A 24,400-nucleotide genomic window follows, 5' to 3' on the forward strand; every position below is an offset into this window, starting at 1 on the left:
CGAGTCAGCTCGCCGCCAGTCGCACGCTGAAGCGCGCGCCGCCGAATTCCGGCGAGCGATCGACCACCAGCTCGCCCTGATAGGCATGCACGATATCCTGCACGATCGACAGCCCGATGCCGTGGCCTTGCACTCGCTCGTCACCGCGCACGCCACGCTGCAATACCTTTTCAATCTTTTCCTCAGCGATGCCCGGACCGTCGTCTTCCACGCTCAGGCTCAGCCCCGGTCGCTGCCGACCCGATTGCGGCCGCATCTTCACCACCAGCAGCACGCGGTGACCCGCCCACTTGAACGCGTTCTCCAACAGATTGCCCATCAGCTCCAGCAGGTCGCCCTGCTCGCCGTAGAACACCGCGCCGTCCTCGATGTCGAATTCGCACAGCACATTCTTGGCGGCATAGACCTTTTCCAGACTCTGCACCAGATCTTCGGCGTGACCGGCGATCGGCACCGCGCTGGCGAAGGTGCGACGGCCCGTGGTGGCGGCGCGCGACAGCTGGTAGGCGACCAGTTCATCCATCCGCCGCACCTGGGCAAGCACGCTGCCGCGCAACGATGGCTCATCGCCAGCCGTTGATTCCAGTTGTGAACGGATCACCGCCAGCGGCGTCTTCAGGCTGTGCGCGAGATCGGCCAGGGTATGCCGGTAACGGGTGCGCTGCTCGCGCTCGTTGTCGATGAACGCGTTGATGCGTTCGGTCAGACCGGTCAGCTCCAGCGGATACTGGCTGTCCAGCAGTTCACTGTCGCCGAGCTCTACCCGGCTCATGTCGCTGGCCACCTTGCGCAGCGGGGTCAGGCTCCAGCGCAGCAGCAACAGCTGCAGCACGATCAGCATCACACCGAGAATCGACAGCCAGATCACCAGTGAGTGCCGGAACGCTGCGTTCACGCCTTCGAATTGCTCTTCAGTCTGCGCCACCGTCATGGTGAGCTGAACCGATTTGCCCTTCTCGCCGGTATCGAGCGCCACCCCGTAGCTGTAGTAGTACAGCCGACCCATGCGCGTATCGATCGGTCCGACGAATTGGCTCTGCCCCGGCTCCAGCGCTTTCAGGAAACTGAAGTCGCGGCCGATCGCCGACGACGACTCCCAGCGATACCCGTAATCACCCACGGCCACCGCGTACAACCCGGATCCCGGTCGCGAGAAATTCGGATCCGGCAAGGTGTCGCTGGGCGGCAGCAGTTTGTTGCCGTAGCGATTGACTTCCGTATTGGTGATGTAGGCAATCGCGAAATTCTGCAGCCGGTCATGCAACGCGCTCAGCTCACGGTCCTTGTTCGCCTGTGAAAGGGTCAGCCCGACCAGGCCGAGGAATCCGGCCAGCACGAAGCCGGTGGCGATCGCCGCGCGTGCCGCCAGTGACAGCGGGCGGCGCGGCGATTCCAGCTCATTCGTCGTCGCCGTCGGTGCGCGGGATGGCAAAGCGGTATCCGCGTCCACGTACCGTCTCGATGGGTTTGAGGGAGCCTTCCGGATCGAGCTTGCGCCGCAGCCGGCCGATGAACACTTCGAGCACGTTGGAATCGCGGTCGAAGTCCTGCTGGTAGATGTGCTCGGTGAGGTCGGCCTTGGAGACCAGCTCGCCGGCGTGCAGCATCAGGTATTCCAACACCTTGTACTCGTAGCTGGTCAGATCGACCAACTTGCCTTCCACCGTCACCGTCTGCGCGGTGGTGTCCAGCTTGATCATGCCGCAGGCCAGAATCGGCTTCGACCAGCCGCTGGCGCGACGCACCAGCGCGTTGATCCGCGCCAGCAGTTCTTCGACGTGGAACGGCTTCACCAGGTAGTCGTCGGCGCCGTACTTCAGCCCCTCGACCTTGTCCTGCCAGCTGCCGCGAGCGGTCAGGATCAGGATCGGATAACGCTGGCCGGCCTCGCGCAGCGCCTTGACCAGATCCATGCCGGACATCTTGGGCAGGCCCAGGTCGATGATCGCCAGATCGAACGGCACCTCGCGGCCGAGGTAGATGCCCTCCTCGCCATCCTGCGCCGCATCGACCGCAAAACCGTCCCGCTTCAGGCGTGCCGCCAGCGTCTCGCGCAACGGCGCCTCGTCCTCCACCAACAGGATGCGCATCAGTGTTTCTCCTTGCTGCCCGGATTCTTGCCGGGCGGGTTCTTGGTTGACGGTGTCGAAACTGGATTCTTGCTCGCCTCGGAGGAAACCGCCATCTCTCGCACATGACCGTCCGGCGTGAGTACCTTGATGCGGTATTCCTGCCGGTGCCCGATTCCGCGCTGCTTGGCCGACAGCACCTTGCCCCCGGTATCCTGTTGCACCTTGAGTACCGCCTGATCCAGCGTCATCGCCGCCGACTGCGCCCCGGCCGTCGCCACAACACCCATGGACAGCCATATGAGCAGAGCAGGGATGAAGTTTTTGTGCGTTGTCATGCGTGAAAATTCCGCCCGGCAGCTGCCATGCTGTGTAGCCTAGGCAATCGGGGCTGAATACTGACCGGATGACCGTCAGCTGTCACGCGGTCACCGAGCAGGGCGCCAAAGCCTGTTCGAGCAGGCCCCAGCCCGCCCCCGGCAGATGCGCCCCTTCGCTGATCGTGCGGCGGAACGCACGCGCGCCCGGCTCGCCCTGGTACAACCCCAGCAAGTGCCTGCTGATGTGCTTGAGCGCGGTGCCGCGCACCAGTTCGGCCTCGATATACGGACGCATGTGCCGCAGCACGTCGTCGCGCTGCGGCAGCGGCTCGCCGTACAGCGCCGCCTCGACCTGCGCCAGCAGATACGGATCGTGGTACGCCGCGCGCCCCAGCATCACCCCATCCAGCCGGATCAGATGCGCCCGCACCTGTTCGACCGTGGTGATGCCGCCGTTGATCACCACGATCAGCTGCGGAAACTCGCGCTTGAGCCGGTACACCCGCTCGTAGTCGAGCGGCGGGATCTCGCGGTTCTCCTTCGGCGACAGCCCCTGCAGCCACGCCTTGCGCGCATGCACCATCAGCACCTCGACGCCGGCAGCGAGCATGATCTCGGTGAAATGCTGCAGGCCGGCGTAGTCGTCCTGGTCGTCCACCCCGATGCGGCATTTCACCGTAACGGGTACGCTGACCGCATCGCGCATCGCCTTCACGCAATCGCCGACCAGCGCCGGCTCGCGCATCAGGCAGGCGCCGAAACGGCCCGACTGCACTCGATCGGACGGGCAGCCGACATTGAAATTGATTTCATCGTAGCCGGCCTCGGCGCCAAGACGCGCCGCCTGCGCCAGCTCATGCGGATCGCTGCCGCCCAGTTGCAGCGCCAACGGATGCTCCTGCTGGCTGTGCTCCAGCAGTCGCAGCTGTTTGCCGCGCACCAGCGCCGCGCTGGTCACCATCTCCGTATATAGCCGCGCCCGCGGCGACAGCAGCCGATGAAAATAGCGGCAATGCCGATCGGTCCAATCCATCATCGGGGCGACGGATATGCGCCAGTCGCCGGGATCCAGCGACTTTTGGCTCTGCAGCGGATTTTCTTTGATTTCTGTGGCGCTCACGTTCTTGGGCATTTCCGGCAGTTTTCGGGGTGTTTCGAGTATTACGGTGCCACGTTAGTTGCTTCATCAACGGTCATGTAGCGCCACTTCACGGGCAAGTATGGTTCAACGCCGCCGAAGCAACGACTCAATAACGAAGAACGAAGACTTCCACGAATCCCGAGGATCGCAAGGACGCTTATTTTTTCCCCGGCAAATCGGATCGTCCCCTGACGGCGCGACGTGCCTTCGTCGGAGCGGAATCCGAGGAGCTACGGAAGGCCTCGCCCAAATCCGCACCGTCCATGGCGTACACCCGTTTGTCGCGCAAGCCGGCGATGCCATCCTGCCACGCCGACAGCATGCGCTTGCCGATGTCGACGAAACCCGGGTGCTCATTCATGGCGTCACGCACGCGGGGGCCAACGTCGATCATCGCGTCCGTGATTCGATCGACCATGAGCCTCTGGTCCCGGGCGGAAATTCCAAAGGTCGCCGTGATGAATTGCTGAAGCTGCTTCCTGGGCGCCCAGGTCTTCCTCCCGCCGAGGGCTATGCCCGGTGGGTTGTTGCTGTAGTCCGCATAGGCTGCGGTAGTGATCATGCCGCAAGCGGGGGTGAGATGGACGTCCTCTCGGCCGGTGTAGAGCAAGGCGACATTTTTCGCATGGCAGTTGGCGTTTCGGAGCGCATAGGTCAGAAGCAGCATGACCGCCATTTGCTGAAAGACACCGGACCGGTTGGCGACCGGTACGTGATCCCGCACAGCCTTCCCGATACGCTCCCAAGTCGTCTCATACTTGGCCGCCGGGCGCAGCCCAAGCAGCGCGCAGAAGTCCTCCATGCCCCAGTGGGGAACGCCATGCTCGTCCACGTCGAAGCGGTGGACGATCAACGCCTGGCCATCACGCGAGATCTCGGTCCTGGCGGTGGGCATGACCTGGGCTGCGACTTGCATGCACAGGTGCTCGTTCAAGGTAACAAACGGCAAAAGCCTGGATGAGCCTTTGATGATGTGACGGTGGGTGACCAGCGTTATCTTCTTGTGGGGACCCGCAGCTATCTTTTCTGCGTTCGCATCCAGGAATTTCGGAACCACGCCGGATACACCACTGGTGGCGTGCTGACGCACCAGCTCCGCGAAGGCCTCCTCGGAGTTGTCCCCTTGAAGCAGATCAGCGACATCCACCGGCTTGGGTGGTTCTTTCAAATTGACGCCCGGCGGCGCCACCTGGATGCGGCCGATCATGTTGCGGCCAATCACCGCCAACAACGCCATGGGACTGGCGCCGACATGCGGACCGAACTGCTCCTGCAACACCTGAAGCAGGTAGCCCTCCGGCAAATTCATCTGGAATATCGGATGCAGCACGTCGTCCCAGAGATAGGGGTCGTGGCGTACCCGCATGGTCAGAGAGACGAAGTCTTCCGGTGCCACGCCCTGGTGATAAGTCATCAAGCTTTTGAAGTCGCCAATGGACTCCAGCGCGGCGACTTCGCGACCAAGCACGTAGACCGAGAGCTTCATGTGCCACCCCGCTCGCGACGAAGTTCATCCAGTGAGCCTGACCACCCCAATTCGGTGAACTGCAACTCCATTCCCAGGACGGCCAGCACGGCCAACAGTTTTCGCGAACCGAATTCCGCCGTCTTCCCTCGCTCGAAGCGGGAAAGCGCTTCCTGGGTAAGGCCGGCACGCGCGGCGACCTCGCCCTGCTTCAGGCCGAGAGATCTCCGCCTGGCGGTTACCGCTTCTCCAAGTTCGAGAATTGTCTGCATTTGATGTATTTGTCAAAAATGGGAGTCATGGGCCGATATTTGACAAATAGATCAATAAAGCCATCTTACGCCTAGATGATGTCTTGTGATCACGTCTGCCAACTACGTCACAAAAAACATAGTTCACCGCGACAAATTGGCGCGTGCTAACCAAATTTTGATCTCCCTGAATGTCGATTCGTTAGACTCGCCTGCGCCAGTGAGGGTCGGGTACCCAGTCTTCCGATAAAGGCTGATTCGATCGCTGTGCTGCGGGATGGTCCGACATGGTTTCGGCCTTCCGTGCAGTCTTCGCTGGCATTCCCAACGGTGGTTCCATCGCCCCCTTTTGCCTTGGCGCAGGGGAGGCAGCCGTTTTATGGACGATTTTCATCAGTGCTCGGACGAGCGCGACTCAACTCAACTTCGCAAGTTTTCCCATGGCGCCGTCTTCATGCCGTGGCGGACCACTTGTGCCATAGCCATGACTCCTGAACCGGGTAAAGGATCGCCCAATTACGAGAACTCCAATCTGATGACAAATCTTGCAACTGCCGCAAAGACCTTTTTGGTCCCACTTGCAGCATCCCTTGCCCTCTATGCCGCGGCGGCACCACTCGCTTCGAACGCCCATGCCCAGGCCGCGACGACTCTCAAAACCCCCATCTACGGCGTCACTCTGGATGACCTGTCCAACATCAATGCGATCGTCACGTCGCTGACCAAGCTGCCGTACAAGCCCACGGTCCGCGTGGTGTTCGATCCGGGCACGACCGCCGCCGAGTACTATCCCGCACTGGTCAAGCTGCATACGGTGGCCAACGTGATGGGCGAGATCATGGACTCGTACTACTTCCCGACCGATATCAACACCTATACGGCGCGTACCAAGGAGCTGGTCTACGGCCTGAACGGCACAGTCGACGTGTGGGAGATCGCCAACGAGATCAATGGCGAATGGCTGCGTCAGGATCCGAGCGGCAACAACACCACGGTGAATGCGGAAGAGACCGCCATCGGACAGATGGTCGCCGCCGCGAATTCGATCGTGAAGGGCGTCGGCGGCAAGACCGCCATCACGCTTTACTACAACGATGACAGCAAGGGCACCAACTGCTGGGAGAAACCGCAGGATTACTGGAAGACCTGGCCTACCACCTTCCTCTCATCCGCCGTGCGCCAGGGTGCCGACTACGCATTCTTCAGCTACTACCCTTACCAGGACTGCCCTGGACTCTCCCCCTCGTGGGGCGCCGACTTCAGCGCACTCGAGAGCATCTTCCCGAACGCCAAGGTCGGCTTCGGTGAGATCGGCACGTCGAGCACCAGCGCGCCCACATCGGTGCAGACGAACCTGATCAAGACGTATTACCCGATGGTCAATACCAATAAAGATCCGAAGTTCGTCGGTGGTTTCTTCTGGTGGAATTACGCCGAGCAAATGGTTCCGTACACCAAGGCGTACTGGACCCTGCTCGACCAGACGATCGCCCCGCTGAAGGTCCCGCAGTAAACAGAGACCGTTCCATGCAATAGATCGATCGCCTTGCGTGATCGCTTTGCAAGTAAGACAAAACGCCTCCAGCTGGAGGCGTTTTGTCTTTTTGCACGTGGCTAGCGCCGCAATACGTTCGCCAGCTCGGGCAGATAACGCAGCTCGAAAAAAACGCTATCACCCCCGCACGGCGCTCGCTGCGCCAATGCCGCGGTGGCTTCGACGACGGGCAACGCCGATGCGGTGAACGCCGTGTCCCCGCCGGTCTGGCGGAAGATTTCGTAGACGATGCCGTGGGCATGCACTCCTGTACATTGGCTCACCGCGCCGAGATACAGCTCACGCTCTCCCTTTCCGAGGCGCCCTGTGCCCGCGCCGTCCTGTACCCAGGCCCGCACGCCGCTGCGCTGGATGTCGGCCAGCAGCTCGGCATAACGCGATGGCGTCATATTGCCCGCGAAGAACGAGGTCACGTAGATCGGCCGCTGCGCGATGCCATCCAGCTGGCGTCGCTCCGCCGCGAGATAAGCTTGCAGCCGCCCGCGTGCAGCGGGATCGCGCCAGCGCCTGTCGTCGATCTCGATCGGTAGATACCAGCCGGCAATCGCTTCGCTCCCCAGCTCTCCGGCCCATTGGCGGGCGGCCTCGGCGTTGCGGCGCGACAGCATGCGCAGGTAGTCGTCCAACTCCATCGTCGACGCTTCCTGGCGCTGAAAAAAAGCGGGATCGCTGTCCAGCCCCAGCACGATACGCAAACCGGCAGCGTGCGCCTCGCGCACTCGCTGTAGCAACCATGCGTGTCCGGCCTGGTCGCCGAAGGCGTCGCCGTACCGGGTCCACTGCACCACCAGAGTGTCGAAGCCCCGTGCATGCACTTGCGCAAACATCGACGGCCACTGCGCTTGCGCGACCTCGCGATCGCGCAGCTGAGGCTGGTAGAAGACCGCCGTGGTCGCGTCGACCAGCAACGTCGACAGCAGCAGCGTCAGTCCCGTGAGCCAGCGCAGTGCGAGGCTCACCACTGGGTCCTCACGATCAGGAACACCGCGTTGTTCTCGCGCAGGTAACTGGTGAAGGCGTGCTGCCCTTCCACCGCGACGATGAAGCGATGCGGATAGGCGTCGTAGCGGGTTTCGCCGTACCACAGGTTCCATTGCAGACCGACGCCGGCTCGCGCATCGCGGACATAACCCGCGCCGTGCGCGCGGTCGATGCCGGTGTATTGCATATGGACATAGGGCTCGATGGTTTGGCCGTCCACCAGTTTGTGCTGCCAGCCCAGCTGGTAGTCCGCGGTGAACACGGTTTGCCTGGCGCGCAGGTAGTGGGCGACGTCGACGTAGAAGTTCTGGGTGAACCAGCCCCGCCCGGTCGCATGCCAGTCGTCGTTGAGCCGCGGGCTGAAGGACCACGACCCGCTGGCACGCAGCATGGTGTCGTTGTGGGTGTCGCGGCTGTTGCCGGCAGGTGTTTGCTGCTCGATGGACAATATGACGTTCTGCGAGAGCAGCGGCTTCCAATGCACACCCACACCCAGCATCGGCGAATGCACCGGCCACACCGAACCGCTGGCGCCGCTGCCGGCGAAGACGCGCGCATAGGCGGCCAGCGTATTGGCGTCGCCACCGGTGAGATGGGGATCGAGGCGGTATTGCGCTTCGAGTTGCATGTAGCTGCGATAGGAGACGCCCGGCGCTGCCGCATTGGCCGCCGAGGACACGCTATCGCCCAAGGTCATGTCGGCATTGAAGCGCCACTTGCGGCCGAGATCTTCATGCAGGCGCCGCAAGGTGTAGCGCTCCTGGTCTTCGCCTTCCCGCGTCGCGCCGCCGCTTGAAGTGTCGGCATCGGCGGCGGGACCGAGCTGGTCGATCGCCTGCGCCGCATAGACCTGCGCCTGTGCGCTGTCGCCGAGCTGCTGGTGCACGTATAGCAGTTGCCGGGTCAATGCCGGGTCGTCCGGGTTGGCCTGGTGCGCACGCTCGAATTCCACAACCGCTTTGTCCGGCGCACCCGTCTGCAGATAGGCGTAGCCCAACGATGCCGCCAGCCTGGGGTCGTCGGGCGCGAGCGCGCTGGCATGCTGCAGCGAAACCAGCGCCTGCTGGGCTTCGCCGGCGTGGCTTTGCAAGGCCGCCAGGCGCGCGTAGTACCGTGGATCGGGATGCATGGCTACCGCGTTTTCAAGATCGGCACGCGCCAGCGCCGGATCGCGCGGCTCGTCGGCCTGCGCGCGCAGCCACCAATACGTATGATCCCGTTGACCACCTTGCGCTGCATACGTATCCAGCCAGGAACGTGCCACGGCCGGTTCGTCGATGGCGAGTGCGGTGGTCGCGGCGGCCATCAGATCGGCCGACCGCATGTGCGCCGCCGGTACCGAGCGCCAGGCCTGCAAGGCCGTTGCATAGTCCTGCGCGCTATAGGCCTGATAAGCCAACGCCCGGGTGACCTCGCTGTCGGGCTTGCGCTTGTTGGCCTCGGCGTAGGCGTACTCGGCCAGACCTGGCCGGTCGTTGCCGTAGCAATCGCCGAGCTGTCGCCACAGTTCGGCGGGATAGCTCGGTGAGAGGTCGATCATCACCTGGCGGATGCCATCGCAGTCGCGTAGCGCGGCAAGGATGGAAATCTGCGCGATGCGCAGCGGCACGCTTTCCAGCGGCTGCCGCAGGCGTGCGCGATCGTCGGATGAAAACAGCGCCGGCTGCTTGTCGGCCAGCACGGCTACGCGGGAAAACAAGGCTGCCGAGCCCGGGTTGCCGGCAAACGGGTATGCACCCAACAGCAGTTGCTTTGCCTCCCCACCGGCACCCGCATCCATCAAGCGATAGCTGAGGGGATCGAGCAGATGATGCCCCTCCGGTTGGCTGATCAGAACCTCGGCCTGCTGCCTTGCTTCGGCATACCGGCCCTGCTGCAGATCCAGGCTGAAACGATCCTCGCGGAAACTGCTGTCAGGCAACCGCGACAGCATGCGCTGCGCCATCGCGTTGTCGCCACGCGCCATCGCCAACGGCACCGAAAGGCGCGCCTGCAACGCGCCGTTGGCAGGATAGTGCGAGGTATAGCGGGCCAACAGCTCCGGTCGATCGTGCGCCACCAACGCGAACAGGTTTACCCATTGCCGCTCGTCTTTCTCGCTGGCGAATGCGGGCTGGCGGGACGCCATATAAGTGGCCAGTCCTTTGCGATCGTTGTGGTTGGCCATGGCCTGAGCCATGGCCAGGTCCTGTGCCGGCGCATCCAGCCCGCCACGCGATTGCAACTGACGTGCGGCATCCAGCTTGCCGAGCTGAAGCAGCAAATTGAACCATTGGCTGCGCTCGTCGGTGCTGAGCTTGTCGCTGGCATCCAGTACGGCCAGTTGCGCATCGGCGCGCTGAAGGTCTCCGAGGTAAATCGCACGCTGGACCAGTGCATGACGCAAAGCGCGACCTTCGGGGCTGCGCGCGAAATCCGGGGCATCGAGTTCTGCCTGCGCCTTGGCGAGATCGCCCACCTGCAAGTCGTCGAAGCCGCGCTGGGCGCGGCATACCGGCCTGCCGTCGCGACTGCAGTCCACGGCAGGTGTCGCGGCAACGGGCGGAGGGGCGCGTAGCCGTGGATCGTTCGGCGTGTAGCGGCGTTGCTCGTCCAGCAATTTCCGCGCTTGCGCCGCATGGCCGAAATGCCGATAGGCCTCGGCCAGGTCCAATGCGGTGTCGATGCTCTGCGGCGCCAGCGCGCGCGCGCGCGCGAACTCGGCAACTGCGACGCGCTCATTGCCGGCGCGCATGGCCGCATAACCGGCCTGACGATGCGGATACACCATGAACTGCCGGTAGCGGCTGCTATCTGCGGCTGATTCCTGCCCCGCCACGTAAAGCGGCCACGCCGGCGCCATGACGAACAGCGCCATCGCACATCGAGTCGACCATGGCTGTTTCATGCTGCTTGCTCCGTTGACGTCGCCACCTGCGCCGGTACATCGGCCTCCTTCTCCAGAAGGTTGGCGATGCTCGGCTGCAGCGCTGCCTGAAGAGCCAGTGCGCGATCCAGTATTTCGCGACTGATCGCACCCTGCTCGACCAGGAACTCCCCCAACGGCTGTGCACTGCGCGCATAGTTCAAAAGCAATGACCTGAATGCCACTTCATCCAGATGACCTTGCGCGATCAGGATCTCGCCCAGCATGACCTGGCGCGACACATAGCTGTCCCATAGTTGCGCCATGCGGCCGCCGTTGATTTGCCCATGGCGCGCCGCGGCGTCAAGCAAATGATGCGAGTCGCGATCGCGGTCGTACACATGGGCGTACCAGCGACGCAGGCCGACTGCGACCTGGCCCTTGTGTGCGATCACATAGCGCACCGGCCGGCCGAGCTGGCGCGCGATGGCCGCCAGCGACACCGGATCGATGTAGGACTCGCTGGCAAGAGCCAGCGTGTGGCCTTCGAAGCGCAGCGGCAGCACGGCATAATGCAGCGCCATGCGCGCCGGGAGCATATTCAGCAATTCGCGCGGCAACTTGGCGAAGTCCACCGATTCGCAACCGACGCCGATCTGCTCGGCGATCGAGCGGGCCAGTTGCGTGGCGCTGATCCGGGACTGGTGGATCATCGAGCTGCCCAGTTGCAGACCGTCGATGCAATGCAGTTCCGCTTCACGCAATTCCAGCGCCGATACCACGCCATTCCCGACCAGTATCTCGTCGAGCGAACGCTTGGCGTGGTTCTCGCCACCGATGCTGGGGAAATCGTGGGTAGTCTTGTCCCAGGCCACGCGACGTGGATCGCCGCACTTGATGATCTGGCGGATCGCCCGCCAGTTGGCGAGAAAATTGATCAAGTTGCCCCACAGCAGTCGCGGTATCGACAACAGGCCCTGTTTCACGCCGTAGTAGCCGGACACAAAAATGATCCGCTGCAGCATGCGGTTGCCCATCAGCGCGATGTTCGCTGTCAGTATGGTGTCGAACCACGGCCGCCCCTCGAAGATCGAGACGAAGCGCGGCGCTTCCGTCCACACCTGCTGCAGCAGCCAGATCACGATCAGCTGGAGCAGGATCAGCATCGCCGCGAAACTGACGAAGTTGTTGATCGCGCCCTTGCGGTCGCGCCACAGGAAATAGTTGAGCACCAGACCGTGCTTCCAGCCGTGTGTGCGGTAGCCCTGGTAGACGATGCCGATGATCCAGCGCGATTTCTGCCGCACCGCCGTCGCCAGGCGGTCGGGAAAATATTCGCGCACGCAGATCACATTGGACTCGCGCCGGCTCTGGCCGAAGCAGTTCTCGCACGCAGGGCGACGCTGCTGACGCAGTACCGGGAATCGCACGAAGATCTCCTCCATGCCCCAGGCCTTCAGGCGCAGGCCGATGTCGTAATCCTCGGTAAGGCTCTGCACGTCGAACGCGACGCCGTTGCCCGCTTCTATCAGCGTGAGCACGGCGCGTCGGCTGAAGCAGGTGCCGACGCCGGCGCTGGGCACCTGCCCTGCCAGTGCCTCGCGCACAGGCACGTCCTTGCCGTGCAGCTCCGCGAATTCGTCCAGGTAGTGCAGGCTGGTGAAATTGTTCCATTGCCGCGCGAACGGGTAGACCGGGATCTGGATCAGATCCTTGCGGTCAACCAGGAAGTTGTACAGCCGCAGCTCGTGCTCGCACACGACGTCTTCGGCGTCGTGCAGAATGAAGCCTTCGAACTTCATGCGGGCGCGCTGCTCGAACTGCAAGATGGCGTCCAGCACGTTGTTGAGGCAATCGGCCTTGCTGGTCGGCCCCGCCCGCGCGCATACCACCTTGTGCACGTTGGGAAAGCGCGCGCATACCTCGTCGACGTCGCGCTGGGTATCCGGGTCGTTCGGATAGGTACCGACAAAGATGTGATAGTTCTCATAGTCCAGCGTGGTCGCGACCAGCTCGGCCATGTGGCCGATCACACCGGTTTCATTCCAGGCCGGCACCATGATCGCCAACGGCTTCTCGGCGGGGCCGTACAGCTCCTGATAGTCGGTACGCTCGTGCTTGCTGTAGATGAACAGCGACTTCCACAGCCGATGCGACCAGTAAACGGTGTCGATAAACAAGTCGTCCACGCCGCTGACCAGCATCAGCAATGCGATCGCGGTGGCGACCACGCTCAGGCCGTAAAGGTAGGTTGAGAATCCGTCCAGCCACCACATGCCGCACCCCCATCGCGTTAGATCGCCACGCGCAGGCGCTCGCCGCTCGCCAACGCGTTTTGCAGTAGATCGACGATCCGGATGCTGGCGTGGCCATCACCGAACGGATTGCCCGCGCGTGCCATCGACTGGTACGCGGCCGGGTCCGACCAAAGCTCCTCGATCTGCCTCACGATGGATGCACGTTGTGTGCCAGCCAGCCGGGCGCAACCGGCTTCGATCGCCTCCGGCCGCTCGGTTTCCGTACGCAGCACCAGCAGGGGCACGCCGAAGGTGGGGGCCTCTTCCTGCAGGCCTCCGGAATCGGTCAGTACCAGCCAGGAGTCGATCAACGCTTGCTGCATCTCCAGGTAGTCGAATGGCGGACTCAGGCGCACGTTGGCCAGCTCGCCGAGGATGGCATGTACGGGTTGGCCCACCACCGGATTGAGATGTACCGGAAACAGCACCTGCAGCTCCGGGTGACGACTCGCGACATCGGCGATCGCGTAGCAGATCTCGCGCAGGTCGCTGCCCCAGTTCTCGCGGCGATGCGCGGTGACCAGCAGATGGCCCCGCCCCTCCACGCCACGCCGCACCCGGCGATGCCGCACCACCCAATGCTGCGCATCGATCACGGTATTGCCGGTGACGAATATGCGCTCTTGCGGAATCGCTTCTTCGCGAAGCGCTCTCGCCGCGCGCTCGGTCGGTGCGAAATGGAAACGGGTGATGCGGCTGACCATCTGGCGCAGCCCCTCCTCGGGGAATGGCCGGTCGAGGTCGTAGGTCCGCAGGCCTGCTTCGACGTGCGCGACGGGAATCCGGTGATGAAAGGCGCTCAGCGCGCCGAGGAAAGTGCTCTCGGTATCGCCTTGCACGATCACTAACGACCAGGACTTGTCCGCCATCACGCCGTCGAGCAACTTGCGGCAATCCGTGCTGAATTCGCACAGACTCTCGCCGCCGCGCTCAAGCGAGATGTCGGGAACGATGTCAAAGCACGCAAGCATCTGGCGTGCCATTTCGTCGTGCTGCCCGGTGTGCAGCCATTGAGGCCGCCATCCGCTGGCGCGGAGGCTGTGATACAGCGGCGCCAGTTTGATGATTTCCGGACGCGTGCCACAGATGATCAGTATGTCCTGCATACATTTCCCCTCGCAGGACGGCGACGCGGCCCTGCCACGCGGCACCTTTTCCTTAGCCTTCAAAGCTTCATCAGTAGCAAGTGGACCGTGGACGCTTATTCGGGCGACGCCCGCGGCCGGCAAGCGCCGGCGGCCAAGAAACTGTGCATGAATGTTTGATTTTGAGAACTAGTCGTTAAATTTGGAGATATTGTTAGGGAAATTTATCCAACATGCACTTGACTAAAATCAATATATCGTGTGGCTAACTAAAAAAACTGATCATTCGGGCGTAGGCTTGCCGTTGGAAGGCAGGGCGTCCCCTTCGCGGGATCAGGGATAGGGCATTCGGGATGCATATCGCATTTCCAGCAATGCGCGCGGTAGCCGCGCGTCGACCCAATCACTGCGCGTGAGGCACTCCCATGACCAGATCAACGCTTCTCAGGCTGTCGACTTTCAAGTCCCTCGTCGCTAGCGCAGTACTGGTCTGCGCTGCGGCATCCGGCCCGATGTCCCTCGCCAGTGCCACGCAACTGACCCCCGCTCCTACAGCGGCCGTGCAGTCCACGGGTTCCCGCACGCTTCCAGCGCCGCCGCCGCCCCCAGGCGCCGCACTGCCGACGAAGGATTCGCTGACCGTCCTCTCGACGCCGACCACTTTCGTGACGTCCGCGCTGCTGCTGGCACCGAACCAGTACACCGGCGCACCCGGTGCAAACCCGAACCAGAACACCTTGGTGCTGTATGACACCTCCGGCCAGTGGGGCTGGTTGGGCGAGGCCTATGGCGTGATGGCCGGCAACCTGGTCACCCACGGCAGCAAATACACCTTGCATCCGGCGGTGAACTACGTCGCGGGCGAACTGGGCAGCTACACCGGTCTGATCTATATCGGCTCGACGTATGGCGAACCGCTGCCGACCGCGCTGCTCGACGACGTGCTGGCGACCACCAAGCCGGTGCTGTGGATGAACGACAACATCTGGCAGCTGTCGGCCCGTGCCAGCAACTTTGCCGGGCAGTACGGCTTCACGCCCATGTTCTTCGACTTCAGCAATGCGCTGACGGTGACCTACAAGGGCATTGCACTCCAGCGCAATGCGCTGACGGTTCCTACCGGCCTGCTGCAGACAGCGATCAACGACCCCACCAAGGCGCAGGTACTGGCCACGGCAACCAACGACGTCGGCGGCACCATCAACTGGGCCACTCGCGGCGCCAACCTGACCTATATCGGCGAGATCCCCTTTAGCTATACGGGGCCGAACGACCGCTATCTCGCGGCCGTCGATTTGATCAGCAAGGTATCCAACCCGACCATGCTGTCGCGCAAGCGCGCACTGGTGCGCATCGAGGATGTCGGCCCGGATGCCGATCCGGCCGAGCTACGTGCGGTCGCTGACTACCTGTATAGCGTGCATGCACCGTTCAGCGTGACGGTGATCCCGTACTACGTGGACCCGAACGGTTATTACAACAACGGCATACCGGTTTTCCAGCATCTATACCAATCACCCAACGTGGTCAAAGCGCTGAAATACATGCAGTCGAGGGGCGGAACACTACTGATGCATGGGTATACGCACCAGTACTCCAATATCGCCAACCCCTACAGCGCGGTCAGTGGTGACGATTTCGAGTTCTTCCGCGCGCACATCAACTCGAGCAACTATGTGGTCTTCGACACGCCCGTGGCGGAAGACTCCATGTCGTGGGCGCTAGGACGCATCACCAGTGGTCAGCAGGATTTCGCCAAGGCAGGCCTTTCCGCGCCGACCATTTTCGTGCCGCCGCACTACGCCGCTTCGGCCATCGACTATCAAGTGTTCCAGTCCGCCTTTACCGCACGCTACGATCGCGGCCTGTACGCGTCAGGCTGGTGCCCGAATGGAGCCTGCGGCACCGGCACACCGGACTACACCAGGATCTACGGCGAGTTCTACCCGTACCTCGTACGTGACATTTACAACTCGGTGGTGGTGCCGGAGCAGCTTGGCAACGTCGAACTGGTCGAGTTCAACAACAACCCGCCACGCTTTCCTGCCGACATCCTCTTCAGCGCCAAGTGCAACACCGTTATCCAGGATAGTGTGCAGAGCTTCTTCTTCCACCCATACCTGAATATCAGCTACCTGAAGCAGATCGTCGCGGGCCTGCAGGCAATGGGCTACACCTTCGTACCTGCGAACACCGTCAAGCAGGGCTGACGGATCGTGGCTGGCAGGCCGCCGCTGCATGGCGGCGACCTGCCTCTGCGACACATCATCGCCAGCCGATCCAGGTGAGGGGCGCACGTGCCCCGGTGGCCGCTGCGATGCCTTGTTTCCATGCCACCCATTCGATCGGCACATGACGCCGCTGGACGTTCCCGGAAGGAACGGGCACCACCCCGTGCCGACAGCCGCATGCCATATCGCGTAAAATGCCGAGACGGCCCTGAGCTCATTGCGACATTCGCCAGGCCCCGGCACCCCGCCCTGCCTGCAAGCGAGCATCGCTGCCGCGGTGCGCAGCGCCGCCCGACCCCCGAGAGATATCGAGACAAGCACCATGGTGGCAATGGCAACCGAGCACGTCATCGACGTGCGGCACTGGAACGACACGCTCTTCAGTTTTCGCACTACGCGCGATCCCGGCTTTCGCTTCGACAGCGGGCAGTTCGTGATGATCGGATTGGAAACGGACGGACGACCGCTGATGCGTGCGTACTCCATCGCGAGCGCCAACTGGGAAGAGCACCTGGAGTTCTTCTCGATCAAGGTTGCCGACGGCCCGCTCACCTCGCGCCTGCAGCATCTGCAACCCGGCGACACGCTGATCGTCACGCGCAAACCCACCGGCACGCTGGTGCTGAACGATCTCAAACCCGGCAAGCATCTGTACCTGCTCGGCACCGGCACCGGACTGGCGCCGTTCATGAGCATCATCCGCGACCCCGACACCTACGAACGCTTCGACAAGATCGTGCTGGCCCACGGCGTGCGCCACATCGACGACCTCGCCTACGCCGACTATCTCGAACACGAACTGCCGCAGCATGAGTACCTCGGCGAGCTGGTGCGCGAGAAGCTGATCTACTACCCCACGGTCACGCGCGAGGCGTTCCGCCATCGCGGGCGCATCACCGATGCTATCGTCGATGGCGTGATGAGCGAGACGATCGGTCTGCCGCCACTGAATCCCGCTACCGACCGCGTGATGCTTTGCGGCAGCCCGGTGATGTTGAACGATTTGTGCACGTTGCTCGACGGCCGCGGATTCCACGCTTCGCCGCGTACGCGCGAGCCCGGCGATTACGTGGTCGAGCGGGCATTCGTGGAGAAGTGACCTGCGAGGAGCGAGTGGAGGCACAGCTTTCTCTCGTTTCTCACCCCTCTCCACTCACTTCTGCTCCAATCCCTGCATCGCCCGCATCGACCAGACCAGCATGATGGATATCGCGTTGTACGTACTCGCCGCATTGTTGATCGTCGGGGGTCTGGCCGGTGCCGTGCTGCCGACGTTGCCGGGGATTCCGATGCTCTTCGGCGGGATATGGCTGGTCGCCGCAGTAGACGATTACCGGCATCTCGGCCTGTGGTGGCTGCTGGTCATCGGCGCACTGGGCAGCCTCGGCGTCATCGTGGATTTCGTCGCCAGCACGCTGGGCGCCAAACGCGTCGGCGCCAGCAAGCTGGCCTTGTGGGGCGCCACGGTGGGCACTCTGATCGGGATGTTCTTCGGCATTCCCGGCCTGCTGTTGGGACCGTTTCTCGGCGCGCTCGGCGGTGAGCTTGCATCCGGCACCAGCGTGCTGCGGTCGGCGCACGTAGGGGTCGGCACCTGGCTCGGCCTGCTGTTCGGCACGCTGGTCAAACTCGTGCTCTCGTTCGTGATGGTCGGCTTGTTCGGCGTGGCGATGCTGTTTGGTTGACCGGGCCGCAGGTCAGCGACGCGATCTGCGCGGCGCGCCGGCGGCGCTCTTCGCCAGCCAGCCGGCCAGCTGCACCGTGTCGCGACTGAGCGCAGCGGGCAGCACGATGTAATGCCGGCTCGGCGCCGCACCCGGCTGGGCGATCAGCCGCGACGCGCCGGCGAGCTGCAGCAGCGCCGGCTGGTCGGCGGGCGCCAGTTTCAACGCCATGCCGCCTGCCGTCAGCCAAGCACACGGCTTTTCATCGAGCCAGGCCATCAGCCCACCGAACATCGGCTTGAAGCGCAGATCATGCAGCTTGCCCAGATGCGCGGCCGCGTCCTCGAGCTCGCCACGCATGACAGCGAGTGCCGCCGGCATGCTCATGTCCGCGCGTCGGGAATCACGTACAGCAGCACGGCGAGGAAATGCAGCACGCTGCCGGCCAGCACGAACACGTGCCACAGCGCATGGTGGTACGGCAGCCGCCGCCACAGATAGAACGGCACGCCCAGCGTATAGGCCGCGCCGCCGCCGATCAGCAACAGCATGCCGCCGGCCTGCAGGTGTTTGCTGAGCGGCTCGAACGCGACCATGCCGATCCAGCCCATGCCCACATACAGCAGCACGGCCAGTTTGTGATAACGCTTGAACAGGCCCAGCTCCAGCACACTGCCGGCCAGCGCCAGCATCCACACCGCCACGAACAGGCTCCAGCCCCAGACACCGGGCAGCGCGATCAAGGTGAACGGTGTATAGGTGCCGGCGATCAACACATAGATCGCGATGTGATCGAGCGCGCGCAGGGCCGGCTTGGCGGCGGCGACGGAAATCGAGTGGTACAGCGTGGAGGCGGTATACAGCAGCACCAGTGACGTGCCGAACACCGCGCAGGCGACCACGGTGAGCGCATTGCCATGCAACGCCGCAAACGCCACCAGCGTGGCCAGCCCGGCGATGCTGAGCACGATGCCGACGCCGTGAATGACGCTGCTGGCCAGTTCGTCGCCGAAGCTGTAGCGCGGGATCAGCGCGCCGGATGTGACGGACATGGTGAACTCCTGACTGCGCGGCAGGCCTGCCAGCGCCCCGACTACCTTAACGGGCGCGTCGACGCTTGCCTACCGTTGACCCACCTTGCTGCGTAACCACAGCCATCCCTTGAGTTCAAGGTGGTCGCCGTTCTTCCCGGCACGCCTGGCCGGTTGCCGATGATGGATTTTGCAGAAGTACCTCGCGACCCGCGACAATGCCGCCCCCGTATGGCCGTCCAGCCGCCTGCTTGCGCAAGATCACCGCAGAGGCATACGCTGCAGTCGCGGCACCGCGATCCCCCTGCTCACGCAGCGCGACTGCCGCCACATCCCCACAGTCGATGTCAGGAGGTCGCCCATGTCGTCCGCAAGCCTGGCCGTTGCTCATCGCCCACACCCCGACAGTGCACGCATCGCCGCCCTCAGCGCCGCGATGGCACTCAACCTGGCCGTCATCCTGATTGCCACCCGACCGATCACTCCGGCGCAATTGGCGGTAGTCAGCCAGCTCACTCCGGCGTCGCTGATCCGCATCATCGATCCACCGGCGGTGCTTCCGCCGCCGCTGCCGGTCGAGCTGAAACCGTTGCCGCATCCACCGATACCGCCGCGGGCGCTTCCGCGCCCCACACCGGTCAGCCCGCCTGTCGTCATGCCCAGCGAGGAAGGCCGTATCGCCGCGCCGCCGATCAGCGCGCCGACGCTGCTGCCCAGCGATGCCGCTCCCGGCGCGGCGGTGGCGGCACCCGCGATCGAGGCCAGCCTGGCCTATCGCGTGGCCCCGTTGCGTTTCCCCGCGCAGGCCCGGCAACAGCGCATGCACGGCACCGTGCTGTTGCGAGTGCTGGTGGATGAAACCGGCAAGCCGCTGCAAGTGACGGTGGAACAGGGCAGCGGCTATGCCCTGCTCGACCGCAGCGCACGGGATCAGGTCCTCGCCGGATGGCGCTTCCTGCCCGCGATGGTGAATGGGCAGGCGGTGCGTGCATGGGCCCGGGTGCCAGTGAGTTTCCAGCTGCTCGATTGACCGCCGCACCAAGCCCGGCCGCACCAAGCCCGGCCGGGCTTTTCCAGGTCCGCAGGCGCTCGCCCTACGAGCCGGCGCGGACGCTTCAACGTGGCGAATATCCGACTGCCGGCTTACGCGTCTTTAACGATACGCATGCTCCACTGGCGCCCATCCACCCTGCCAGGTTTCATGCATGGGCAAGCACTCGAACACCTTGAAAACCCTGCGCGCGATCGCGCTCGAACATGGCGCCGCCGAGCAGCCCGATCTCGCCTTGATGGCACGCGAACTGGGTAGGGTGGTGCATCAGAATGCACCGGCAATGGCCGCACGCCTGGCTCCGCTGCATGCACGCCGACGCGGCTTCGAACGCTGGCTGCTGGCCGAGCGCAGCAAACCGGCACTCAGCGTGCTGGTGATGGCATGGCCACCGAATCATCTCACCCCGGTACACGATCACGCCGGCTTGTGGGGCCTGGAATTGACCCTGCATGGCGCACTGGAAGTGCAGTCGTACAGACGCGATCCCGTCTCGGGCGACTTGCGCATGCAAGGCCTCGACTGGCTCGGCCCGGGCGACGCCACCTGGTTCGAAGGCGATCGGCACTATGCGCACCGCTGCCGCAATCTGTCCCGCTACGATACGGCGCTCACCCTTCACGTCTACGGCGGCAATCTGGCAGAGTACCTCGCGTACGAGCAGGCGGAGCCGGCCGGGCGATGGATCGCACAGCCCCAGCGCAGTGCGATTGCCGGGCATCTGTTGCGCTGACTCGCACGACACTACCCAACAAGGAATTTCATGTTTCGACGGGTCGCCATCATCGGTGGCGGTGCCGCGGCAGCCACGCTGCTCAGCGAACTGCTGGAGCGCAAGCCGCCGCAGCCGCTGCATCTGGACTGGTATACGGGCGGCGGCACGTCTGCGCGCGGCGTGGCCTACAGCACCAAGTCGGACCGCCACCTGCTGAACGTGCGGGCAGCGTCGATGAGCATGTTCGCCGGCAGGCCGCGCGGTTTTCTGGACTTCGTGCAGCGCGATGATCCGGCGATCTCCGGCACCGACTTCCTGCCGCGCCACCGCTACGGCGACTATCTGGAGGCGGAAGTGGCGCGCGCACTGCAGCAGGGCAAGACGCACGGACATGACGTGAACATCATCCCATTCGCGGTCGATGCGCTGGTGCCCGAGCGCGAGGGCGCCACCGTGATCCACGGCGAGGAAAGCCACCAGGTGGATGCCGCCGTGCTGGCGCTGGGCGCACTGACGCCGCAGCCGCTACCCGGCGTCAGCGCCGGCGCACTGGTCAGCGGCCGCTACGTGGTGGATCCGTGGAGCTTGCTGGCCGCTGCCGGCGAGTTGCAGCCGCCGCGCAAAGTTGTGCTGATCGGGCTGGGGCTCACCGCGGTCGACGTCCTGCTCGACCTCTCCGTGCAATGGCCGCAGACCGAATTCATCGCGATCTCCCGTCACGGCCTGTTGCCCGAGGCGCATCTGCATGCGGCCGCCGCGCCCGCCGGTGACAGCGCCGAACTGATCGAGGCGATGCATGACGCACCGGAAATCCGGCACTGGATGCACCTGATGCGCGAGGCGATCGCGCAGGAAGGCAAGGAGTGGCGCACCGTCTTCGACAGTGTGCGGCCGCACGTGCCCGGCCTATGGGCCGATCTGCCGCTGGAACAACGCGCGCGCTTCATGCGCCATGCGCGCTGGGCCTGGGAGCGCGTCCGTCACCGCATGCCGCCGCAGGTGGGCGCGGCGATCAGCGTGCTGGAGCAGACCGGACGCCTGCAACGCCAGCGCGGACGCGTGCAGTCGGTGGACGCCTTCGGCGACGCGTTGCAGCTGAACCTGAGCCACGCCGGCAAGACGCGCACCTTGAATGCCGACCTGATCGTTCAGACCGTCGGCCTGGATACCGACGTGCGTCGAACCAGCCATCGGCTGATCAGCCAACTGCTGACCAATGCGCACATCACGGCCGACCCACTCGGGCTGGGCGTCAAGGCCGACACGGATGGCCGGCTGCAACATGACAGCCAGCACTGGCCGCACCTGTTCGCCATCGGCAGCCTGTTGCGCGGCACGCTCTGGGAATCCACCGCGATGCCGGAGATTCGCCAGCAGGCGCGCCATCTGGCCGATCGGCTGCTGAGCGCCTAGCGCCGCCGGCGCCCGCGATGACAGCCAGCGCATTCACCCTCGGCATCGCCTTGCTGCACTTGCTGGGCATGTTCGCGGCGATGCACGCGGTGATGTATACGCGCACACCGCAGGGCGCGATCGGCTGGGCGCTGGGTCTGTTGTTGCTGCCGTACGTGACCTTGCTGCCGTACCTGTATCTGGGCTCCAGCCGCTTTCTAGGTTATCGCGTGGGGCATCGCCCGTTGCCGCGCTCGGTATCTGCCGCGGCGGACACGCTCGCCATCGACTCAGGCTGCACTCGTTTCGCCGCGATCAGCGCGCTGCAGGGGCGGCCATTTCGCGGCGGCCATAAACTGCGCCTGCTGATCAACGGCGAAGCCGCGTTCGACGTGATGCTGGCAGCCATGGCCGCGGCCGAGCACTGCTTGCTGGTGCAGTTCTTCATCATCCACGACGACGCGCTGGGCCGGCGCCTGCAGCAAATACTGCTTGAGCGCGCGGCCGCCGGCGTGCAGGTCTGCGTGCTGTTCGATGGTATCGGCAGCCATGCGCTGCCGCGGCATTATGTCGACACGCTGCGCGCCGGCGGCGTGGCGATCCACCGGTTTGCCACCCATCGCTGGCGCAACCGGCTGCAGCTGAATTTTCGCAACCATCGCAAGATCGTGGTGGTGGACGGTGCGCGCGCCTTCGTCGGCGGCCTCAACGTGGGCGACGAATACCTGGGCCTGAAACCGCCGTTGGCGCCGTGGCGCGATACCCAGCTGGAATTGCAAGGACCGGCCGTAGCCGACCTGCAGCAGCTGTTTGCCGACGACTGGCAGTGGATCACCGGCACGCGACCTCCGCTGCTGCCGTCACCACCTTGTGACGGCAACGCCACTGCGCTGGTCGTCGCCAGCGGCCCGGCCGATCTGCAGGAAACCGGCTCGCTGTTCTTCGCTGCCGCCATCAACGCGGCACGTCAGCGCGTATGGCTGAGCACGCCTTACTACGTTCCCGACCACGCCGTGCGTGCGGCGCTGCAGCTGGCGGTGTTGCGCGGGGTCGACGTGCGCGTGCTGATTCCGGTCCGCCCGGATCACCACACGGTATTTCTCGCCTCCACCTTGCATGCCTATCACGCGGTGCGCACCGGCATTCGCGTCTTCCGCTACCAGCCCGGCTTCCTGCACCAGAAAGCGCTGCTGATCGACAGCGACAGCGCCGCGATCGGCAGCATGAACCTGGACAGTCGCTCGTTCCGTCTCAACTTCGAGGTCGCTGCGCTGGCCGTCGACCCCGCTTTCGCCGCCGACGTGGCGACGATGCTGACGGAGGATTTCCGCCATGCCCGGGCCGTGGACGAGCGCGAATACCGCGATGCGCCGTACCTGCGCCGGGTGGCGATGCACGTGGCGCGGCTGTTCGATCCGCTGCTGTAGGCGATGCGGCGATGCGGCTCGCCCACCGCGCGGCATCATCATGAACTGGAGTACTTCATCGTGGATTTCCTGCCATGCGCCCTCTCATCCTGCTGCTTCTCTTGATGGTCGTCAGCCTTGCCAGCCATGCGGGCGAACCCGCGCACTTCATACCGCGCTCGCTGGAGCTGCATGGCAAGACATACCGGTACCAGGTCTTCATTCCGGACGGCTGGACGGCCAAACGCACATGGCCCATGGTGCTGTTCCTGCATGGCAGCGGTGAGCGCGGCAACGACAACCACAGCCAGCTAAGCCAGGGCCTGCCGCCGTGGCTGGCGCAGCACGGCAAGGACTTCCCCGCGGTAGTGGTGATTCCGCAGGCGCCGGCAGACAGCGAGTGGAGCGGCGAGGTCGAGCAGATGGCATTGCAGGCGCTGGATGACAGCATCGCGAGCTGGCGTGGCGATCGCCGGCGGCTCTACCTCACCGGCCTGTCGATGGGCGGTTACGGCTCGTGGCAGATCGCACTGGATCATCCCGGCATGTTCGCCACCGCCGCGATCATCTGCGGCGGCATCAGCCATCCCAATGACATGGAGTGGTTGCGCGTGCGGGGCATTCCCGCCCGGATCACCGATCCGTATGCATGGGTGGCCATGCACATCGGCAAGCTGCCGGTGTGGATCTTCAACGGTGCCGTCGACGACGTCGTGCCGCCGGACGAATCGCACCGCATGCACGCCGCCCTCGAGAAGCGGGGCGACGAGGTCCGCTACACCGAGTTCCCCGGCGTCGGACATGGCTCATGGGAAGCGGCTTATGCCACTGCGGAACTGTGGCCATGGATGTTCGCGCACCGGCTACCGGCCATCCCATGACCCTCCGAAGCATGCGCCCC

21 protein-coding genes are annotated in these 24,400 nt (G+C 64.0%); 9 read left to right on the top strand and 12 right to left on the bottom strand.

The window, feature by feature from the left end; genetic code table 11:
• Nucleotides 1-4: 4 nt before the first annotated feature.
• From BUA26_RS18330 to BUA26_RS18355, 6 genes are all read right to left on the bottom strand, one after another.
• Nucleotides 5-1,432, bottom strand: a complete 1,428-nt coding sequence (locus BUA26_RS18330) for an ATP-binding protein (protein WP_072762425.1) — start codon at nucleotides 1,430-1,432, stop codon at nucleotides 5-7.
• Nucleotides 1,398-2,090 (bottom strand): response regulator transcription factor, encoded by a 693-nt coding sequence (locus BUA26_RS18335; protein WP_072762337.1) that lies wholly within the window; start codon nucleotides 2,088-2,090, stop codon nucleotides 1,398-1,400. Before BUA26_RS18335 ends, BUA26_RS18330 begins: the two co-directional genes overlap by 35 nt.
• Nucleotides 2,090-2,407 (bottom strand): PepSY domain-containing protein, encoded by a 318-nt coding sequence (locus tag BUA26_RS18340; protein WP_072762338.1) that lies wholly within the window; start codon nucleotides 2,405-2,407, stop codon nucleotides 2,090-2,092. Before BUA26_RS18340 ends, BUA26_RS18335 begins: the two co-directional genes overlap by 1 nt.
• Before the next feature lie 82 nt (nucleotides 2,408-2,489).
• Nucleotides 2,490-3,461: a tRNA dihydrouridine(20/20a) synthase DusA gene (dusA, locus tag BUA26_RS18345; protein WP_255368418.1), complete on the bottom strand. Its 972-nt coding sequence runs from the start codon at nucleotides 3,459-3,461 to the stop codon at nucleotides 2,490-2,492.
• A 226-nt stretch (nucleotides 3,462-3,687) separates the two neighbouring features.
• Nucleotides 3,688-5,016, bottom strand: coding sequence for a type II toxin-antitoxin system HipA family toxin (locus tag BUA26_RS18350; protein ID WP_072762339.1), 1,329 nt, complete (start codon nucleotides 5,014-5,016; stop codon nucleotides 3,688-3,690).
• Nucleotides 5,013-5,267, bottom strand: coding sequence for a helix-turn-helix domain-containing protein (locus tag BUA26_RS18355; protein ID WP_072762340.1), 255 nt, complete (start codon nucleotides 5,265-5,267; stop codon nucleotides 5,013-5,015). The genes BUA26_RS18350 and BUA26_RS18355 overlap by 4 nt, the downstream gene beginning before the upstream one ends.
• Before the next feature lie 358 nt (nucleotides 5,268-5,625).
• On the opposite strand from BUA26_RS18355, the gene BUA26_RS18360 reads away from it, so the two are divergent.
• The gene (locus tag BUA26_RS18360; RefSeq protein ID WP_218587857.1) at nucleotides 5,626-6,759 is read left to right on the top strand and encodes a hypothetical protein; all 1,134 of its coding nucleotides are present in this window, start codon (nucleotides 5,626-5,628) and stop codon (nucleotides 6,757-6,759) included.
• A gap of 101 nt (nucleotides 6,760-6,860) precedes the next feature.
• On the opposite strand, the gene BUA26_RS18365 is transcribed toward BUA26_RS18360, so the two are convergent.
• The 4 genes from BUA26_RS18365 to wecB are packed head-to-tail and all read right to left on the bottom strand — an operon-like array spanning nucleotide 6,861 to nucleotide 14,030.
• Nucleotides 6,861-7,760 (bottom strand): DUF4434 domain-containing protein, encoded by a 900-nt coding sequence (locus BUA26_RS18365; protein WP_178368628.1) that lies wholly within the window; start codon nucleotides 7,758-7,760, stop codon nucleotides 6,861-6,863.
• A complete protein-coding gene (locus BUA26_RS18370; protein WP_083573083.1) occupies nucleotides 7,757-10,669 on the bottom strand; it encodes an NfrA family protein in 2,913 nt (970 codons plus the stop codon). The genes BUA26_RS18365 and BUA26_RS18370 overlap by 4 nt, the downstream gene beginning before the upstream one ends.
• A complete protein-coding gene (locus BUA26_RS18375) occupies nucleotides 10,666-12,903 on the bottom strand; it encodes a glycosyl transferase family protein (protein WP_072762343.1) in 2,238 nt (745 codons plus the stop codon). The genes BUA26_RS18370 and BUA26_RS18375 overlap by 4 nt, the downstream gene beginning before the upstream one ends.
• Nucleotides 12,904-12,920: 17 nt before the next feature.
• The gene (wecB, locus tag BUA26_RS18380; protein WP_072762344.1) at nucleotides 12,921-14,030 is read right to left on the bottom strand and encodes a non-hydrolyzing UDP-N-acetylglucosamine 2-epimerase; all 1,110 of its coding nucleotides are present in this window, start codon (nucleotides 14,028-14,030) and stop codon (nucleotides 12,921-12,923) included.
• A gap of 491 nt (nucleotides 14,031-14,521) precedes the next feature.
• On the opposite strand from wecB, the gene BUA26_RS18385 reads away from it, so the two are divergent.
• The 3 genes from BUA26_RS18385 to BUA26_RS18395 all read left to right on the top strand — a co-directional run bounded on the left by BUA26_RS18385 (nucleotide 14,522) and on the right by BUA26_RS18395 (nucleotide 17,925).
• Nucleotides 14,522-16,219, top strand: coding sequence for a DUF2334 domain-containing protein (locus tag BUA26_RS18385; protein WP_218587858.1), 1,698 nt, complete (start codon nucleotides 14,522-14,524; stop codon nucleotides 16,217-16,219).
• 343 nt (nucleotides 16,220-16,562) lie between these two features.
• Nucleotides 16,563-17,339, top strand: coding sequence for a ferredoxin--NADP reductase (locus BUA26_RS18390; RefSeq protein WP_072762345.1), 777 nt, complete (start codon nucleotides 16,563-16,565; stop codon nucleotides 17,337-17,339).
• 103 nt (nucleotides 17,340-17,442) lie between these two features.
• Entirely contained in the window at nucleotides 17,443-17,925 is a 483-nt protein-coding gene (locus tag BUA26_RS18395; protein WP_072762429.1) for a DUF456 domain-containing protein, read from the top strand.
• A gap of 12 nt (nucleotides 17,926-17,937) precedes the next feature.
• Here BUA26_RS18395 and BUA26_RS18400 read toward each other — a convergent pair whose 3' ends face one another.
• Nucleotides 17,938-18,291 carry a TfoX/Sxy family protein gene (locus BUA26_RS18400; RefSeq protein WP_072762346.1) on the bottom strand — a complete coding sequence of 118 codons (354 nt, stop codon included), beginning with the start codon at nucleotides 18,289-18,291 and terminating at the stop codon, nucleotides 17,938-17,940.
• The gene (locus BUA26_RS18405) at nucleotides 18,288-18,956 is read right to left on the bottom strand and encodes a PAQR family membrane homeostasis protein TrhA (RefSeq protein WP_072762347.1); all 669 of its coding nucleotides are present in this window, start codon (nucleotides 18,954-18,956) and stop codon (nucleotides 18,288-18,290) included. The genes BUA26_RS18400 and BUA26_RS18405 overlap by 4 nt, the downstream gene beginning before the upstream one ends.
• A 340-nt stretch (nucleotides 18,957-19,296) precedes the next feature.
• On the opposite strand from BUA26_RS18405, the gene BUA26_RS18410 reads away from it, so the two are divergent.
• From BUA26_RS18410 to BUA26_RS18430, 5 genes are all read left to right on the top strand, one after another.
• The gene (locus BUA26_RS18410) at nucleotides 19,297-19,965 is read left to right on the top strand and encodes an energy transducer TonB (protein ID WP_072762348.1); all 669 of its coding nucleotides are present in this window, start codon (nucleotides 19,297-19,299) and stop codon (nucleotides 19,963-19,965) included.
• A 175-nt stretch (nucleotides 19,966-20,140) separates the two neighbouring features.
• Nucleotides 20,141-20,719: a cysteine dioxygenase gene (locus tag BUA26_RS18415; protein WP_072762349.1), complete on the top strand. Its 579-nt coding sequence runs from the start codon at nucleotides 20,141-20,143 to the stop codon at nucleotides 20,717-20,719.
• 30 nt (nucleotides 20,720-20,749) lie between these two features.
• A complete protein-coding gene (locus BUA26_RS18420; RefSeq protein WP_072762350.1) occupies nucleotides 20,750-22,114 on the top strand; it encodes an FAD/NAD(P)-binding protein in 1,365 nt (454 codons plus the stop codon).
• Between the two features lie 17 nt (nucleotides 22,115-22,131).
• Nucleotides 22,132-23,520 carry a cardiolipin synthase gene (cls, locus tag BUA26_RS18425; protein ID WP_072762351.1) on the top strand — a complete coding sequence of 463 codons (1,389 nt, stop codon included), beginning with the start codon at nucleotides 22,132-22,134 and terminating at the stop codon, nucleotides 23,518-23,520.
• 74 nt (nucleotides 23,521-23,594) lie between these two features.
• Nucleotides 23,595-24,380 carry a carboxylesterase family protein gene (locus tag BUA26_RS18430; protein WP_072762352.1) on the top strand — a complete coding sequence of 262 codons (786 nt, stop codon included), beginning with the start codon at nucleotides 23,595-23,597 and terminating at the stop codon, nucleotides 24,378-24,380.
• Nucleotides 24,381-24,400 lie beyond the last annotated feature (20 nt).

Source organism: Rhodanobacter sp. OK091 (genome assembly GCF_900142825.1).
Classification (GTDB): domain Bacteria; phylum Pseudomonadota; class Gammaproteobacteria; order Xanthomonadales; family Rhodanobacteraceae; genus Rhodanobacter.

Bases quoted from the DNA above. Each gene is read 5' to 3' on its own strand.
- BUA26_RS18335 (WP_072762337.1), bottom strand. From the start codon at position 2,090: ATGCGCATCCTGTTGGTGGAGGACGAGGCGCCGTTGCGCGAGACGCTG.
- BUA26_RS18340 (WP_072762338.1), bottom strand. From the start codon at position 2,407: ATGACAACGCACAAAAACTTCATCCCTGCTCTGCTCATATGGCTGTCC.
- BUA26_RS18350 (WP_072762339.1), bottom strand. From the start codon at position 5,016: ATGAAGCTCTCGGTCTACGTGCTTGGTCGCGAAGTCGCCGCGCTGGAG.
- BUA26_RS18355 (WP_072762340.1), bottom strand. From the start codon at position 5,267: ATGCAGACAATTCTCGAACTTGGAGAAGCGGTAACCGCCAGGCGGAGA.
- BUA26_RS18360 (WP_218587857.1), top strand. From the start codon at position 5,626: ATGGACGATTTTCATCAGTGCTCGGACGAGCGCGACTCAACTCAACTT.
- BUA26_RS18370 (WP_083573083.1), bottom strand. From the start codon at position 10,669: ATGAAACAGCCATGGTCGACTCGATGTGCGATGGCGCTGTTCGTCATG.
- BUA26_RS18375 (WP_072762343.1), bottom strand. From the start codon at position 12,903: ATGTGGTGGCTGGACGGATTCTCAACCTACCTTTACGGCCTGAGCGTG.
- wecB (WP_072762344.1), bottom strand. From the start codon at position 14,030: ATGCAGGACATACTGATCATCTGTGGCACGCGTCCGGAAATCATCAAA.
- BUA26_RS18385 (WP_218587858.1), top strand. From the start codon at position 14,522: ATGTCCCTCGCCAGTGCCACGCAACTGACCCCCGCTCCTACAGCGGCC.
- BUA26_RS18390 (WP_072762345.1), top strand. From the start codon at position 16,563: ATGGTGGCAATGGCAACCGAGCACGTCATCGACGTGCGGCACTGGAAC.
- BUA26_RS18395 (WP_072762429.1), top strand. From the start codon at position 17,443: ATGGATATCGCGTTGTACGTACTCGCCGCATTGTTGATCGTCGGGGGT.
- BUA26_RS18400 (WP_072762346.1), bottom strand. From the start codon at position 18,291: ATGAGCATGCCGGCGGCACTCGCTGTCATGCGTGGCGAGCTCGAGGAC.
- BUA26_RS18405 (WP_072762347.1), bottom strand. From the start codon at position 18,956: ATGTCCGTCACATCCGGCGCGCTGATCCCGCGCTACAGCTTCGGCGAC.
- BUA26_RS18410 (WP_072762348.1), top strand. From the start codon at position 19,297: ATGTCGTCCGCAAGCCTGGCCGTTGCTCATCGCCCACACCCCGACAGT.
- BUA26_RS18415 (WP_072762349.1), top strand. From the start codon at position 20,141: ATGGGCAAGCACTCGAACACCTTGAAAACCCTGCGCGCGATCGCGCTC.
- BUA26_RS18420 (WP_072762350.1), top strand. From the start codon at position 20,750: ATGTTTCGACGGGTCGCCATCATCGGTGGCGGTGCCGCGGCAGCCACG.
- cls (WP_072762351.1), top strand. From the start codon at position 22,132: ATGACAGCCAGCGCATTCACCCTCGGCATCGCCTTGCTGCACTTGCTG.
- BUA26_RS18430 (WP_072762352.1), top strand. From the start codon at position 23,595: ATGCGCCCTCTCATCCTGCTGCTTCTCTTGATGGTCGTCAGCCTTGCC.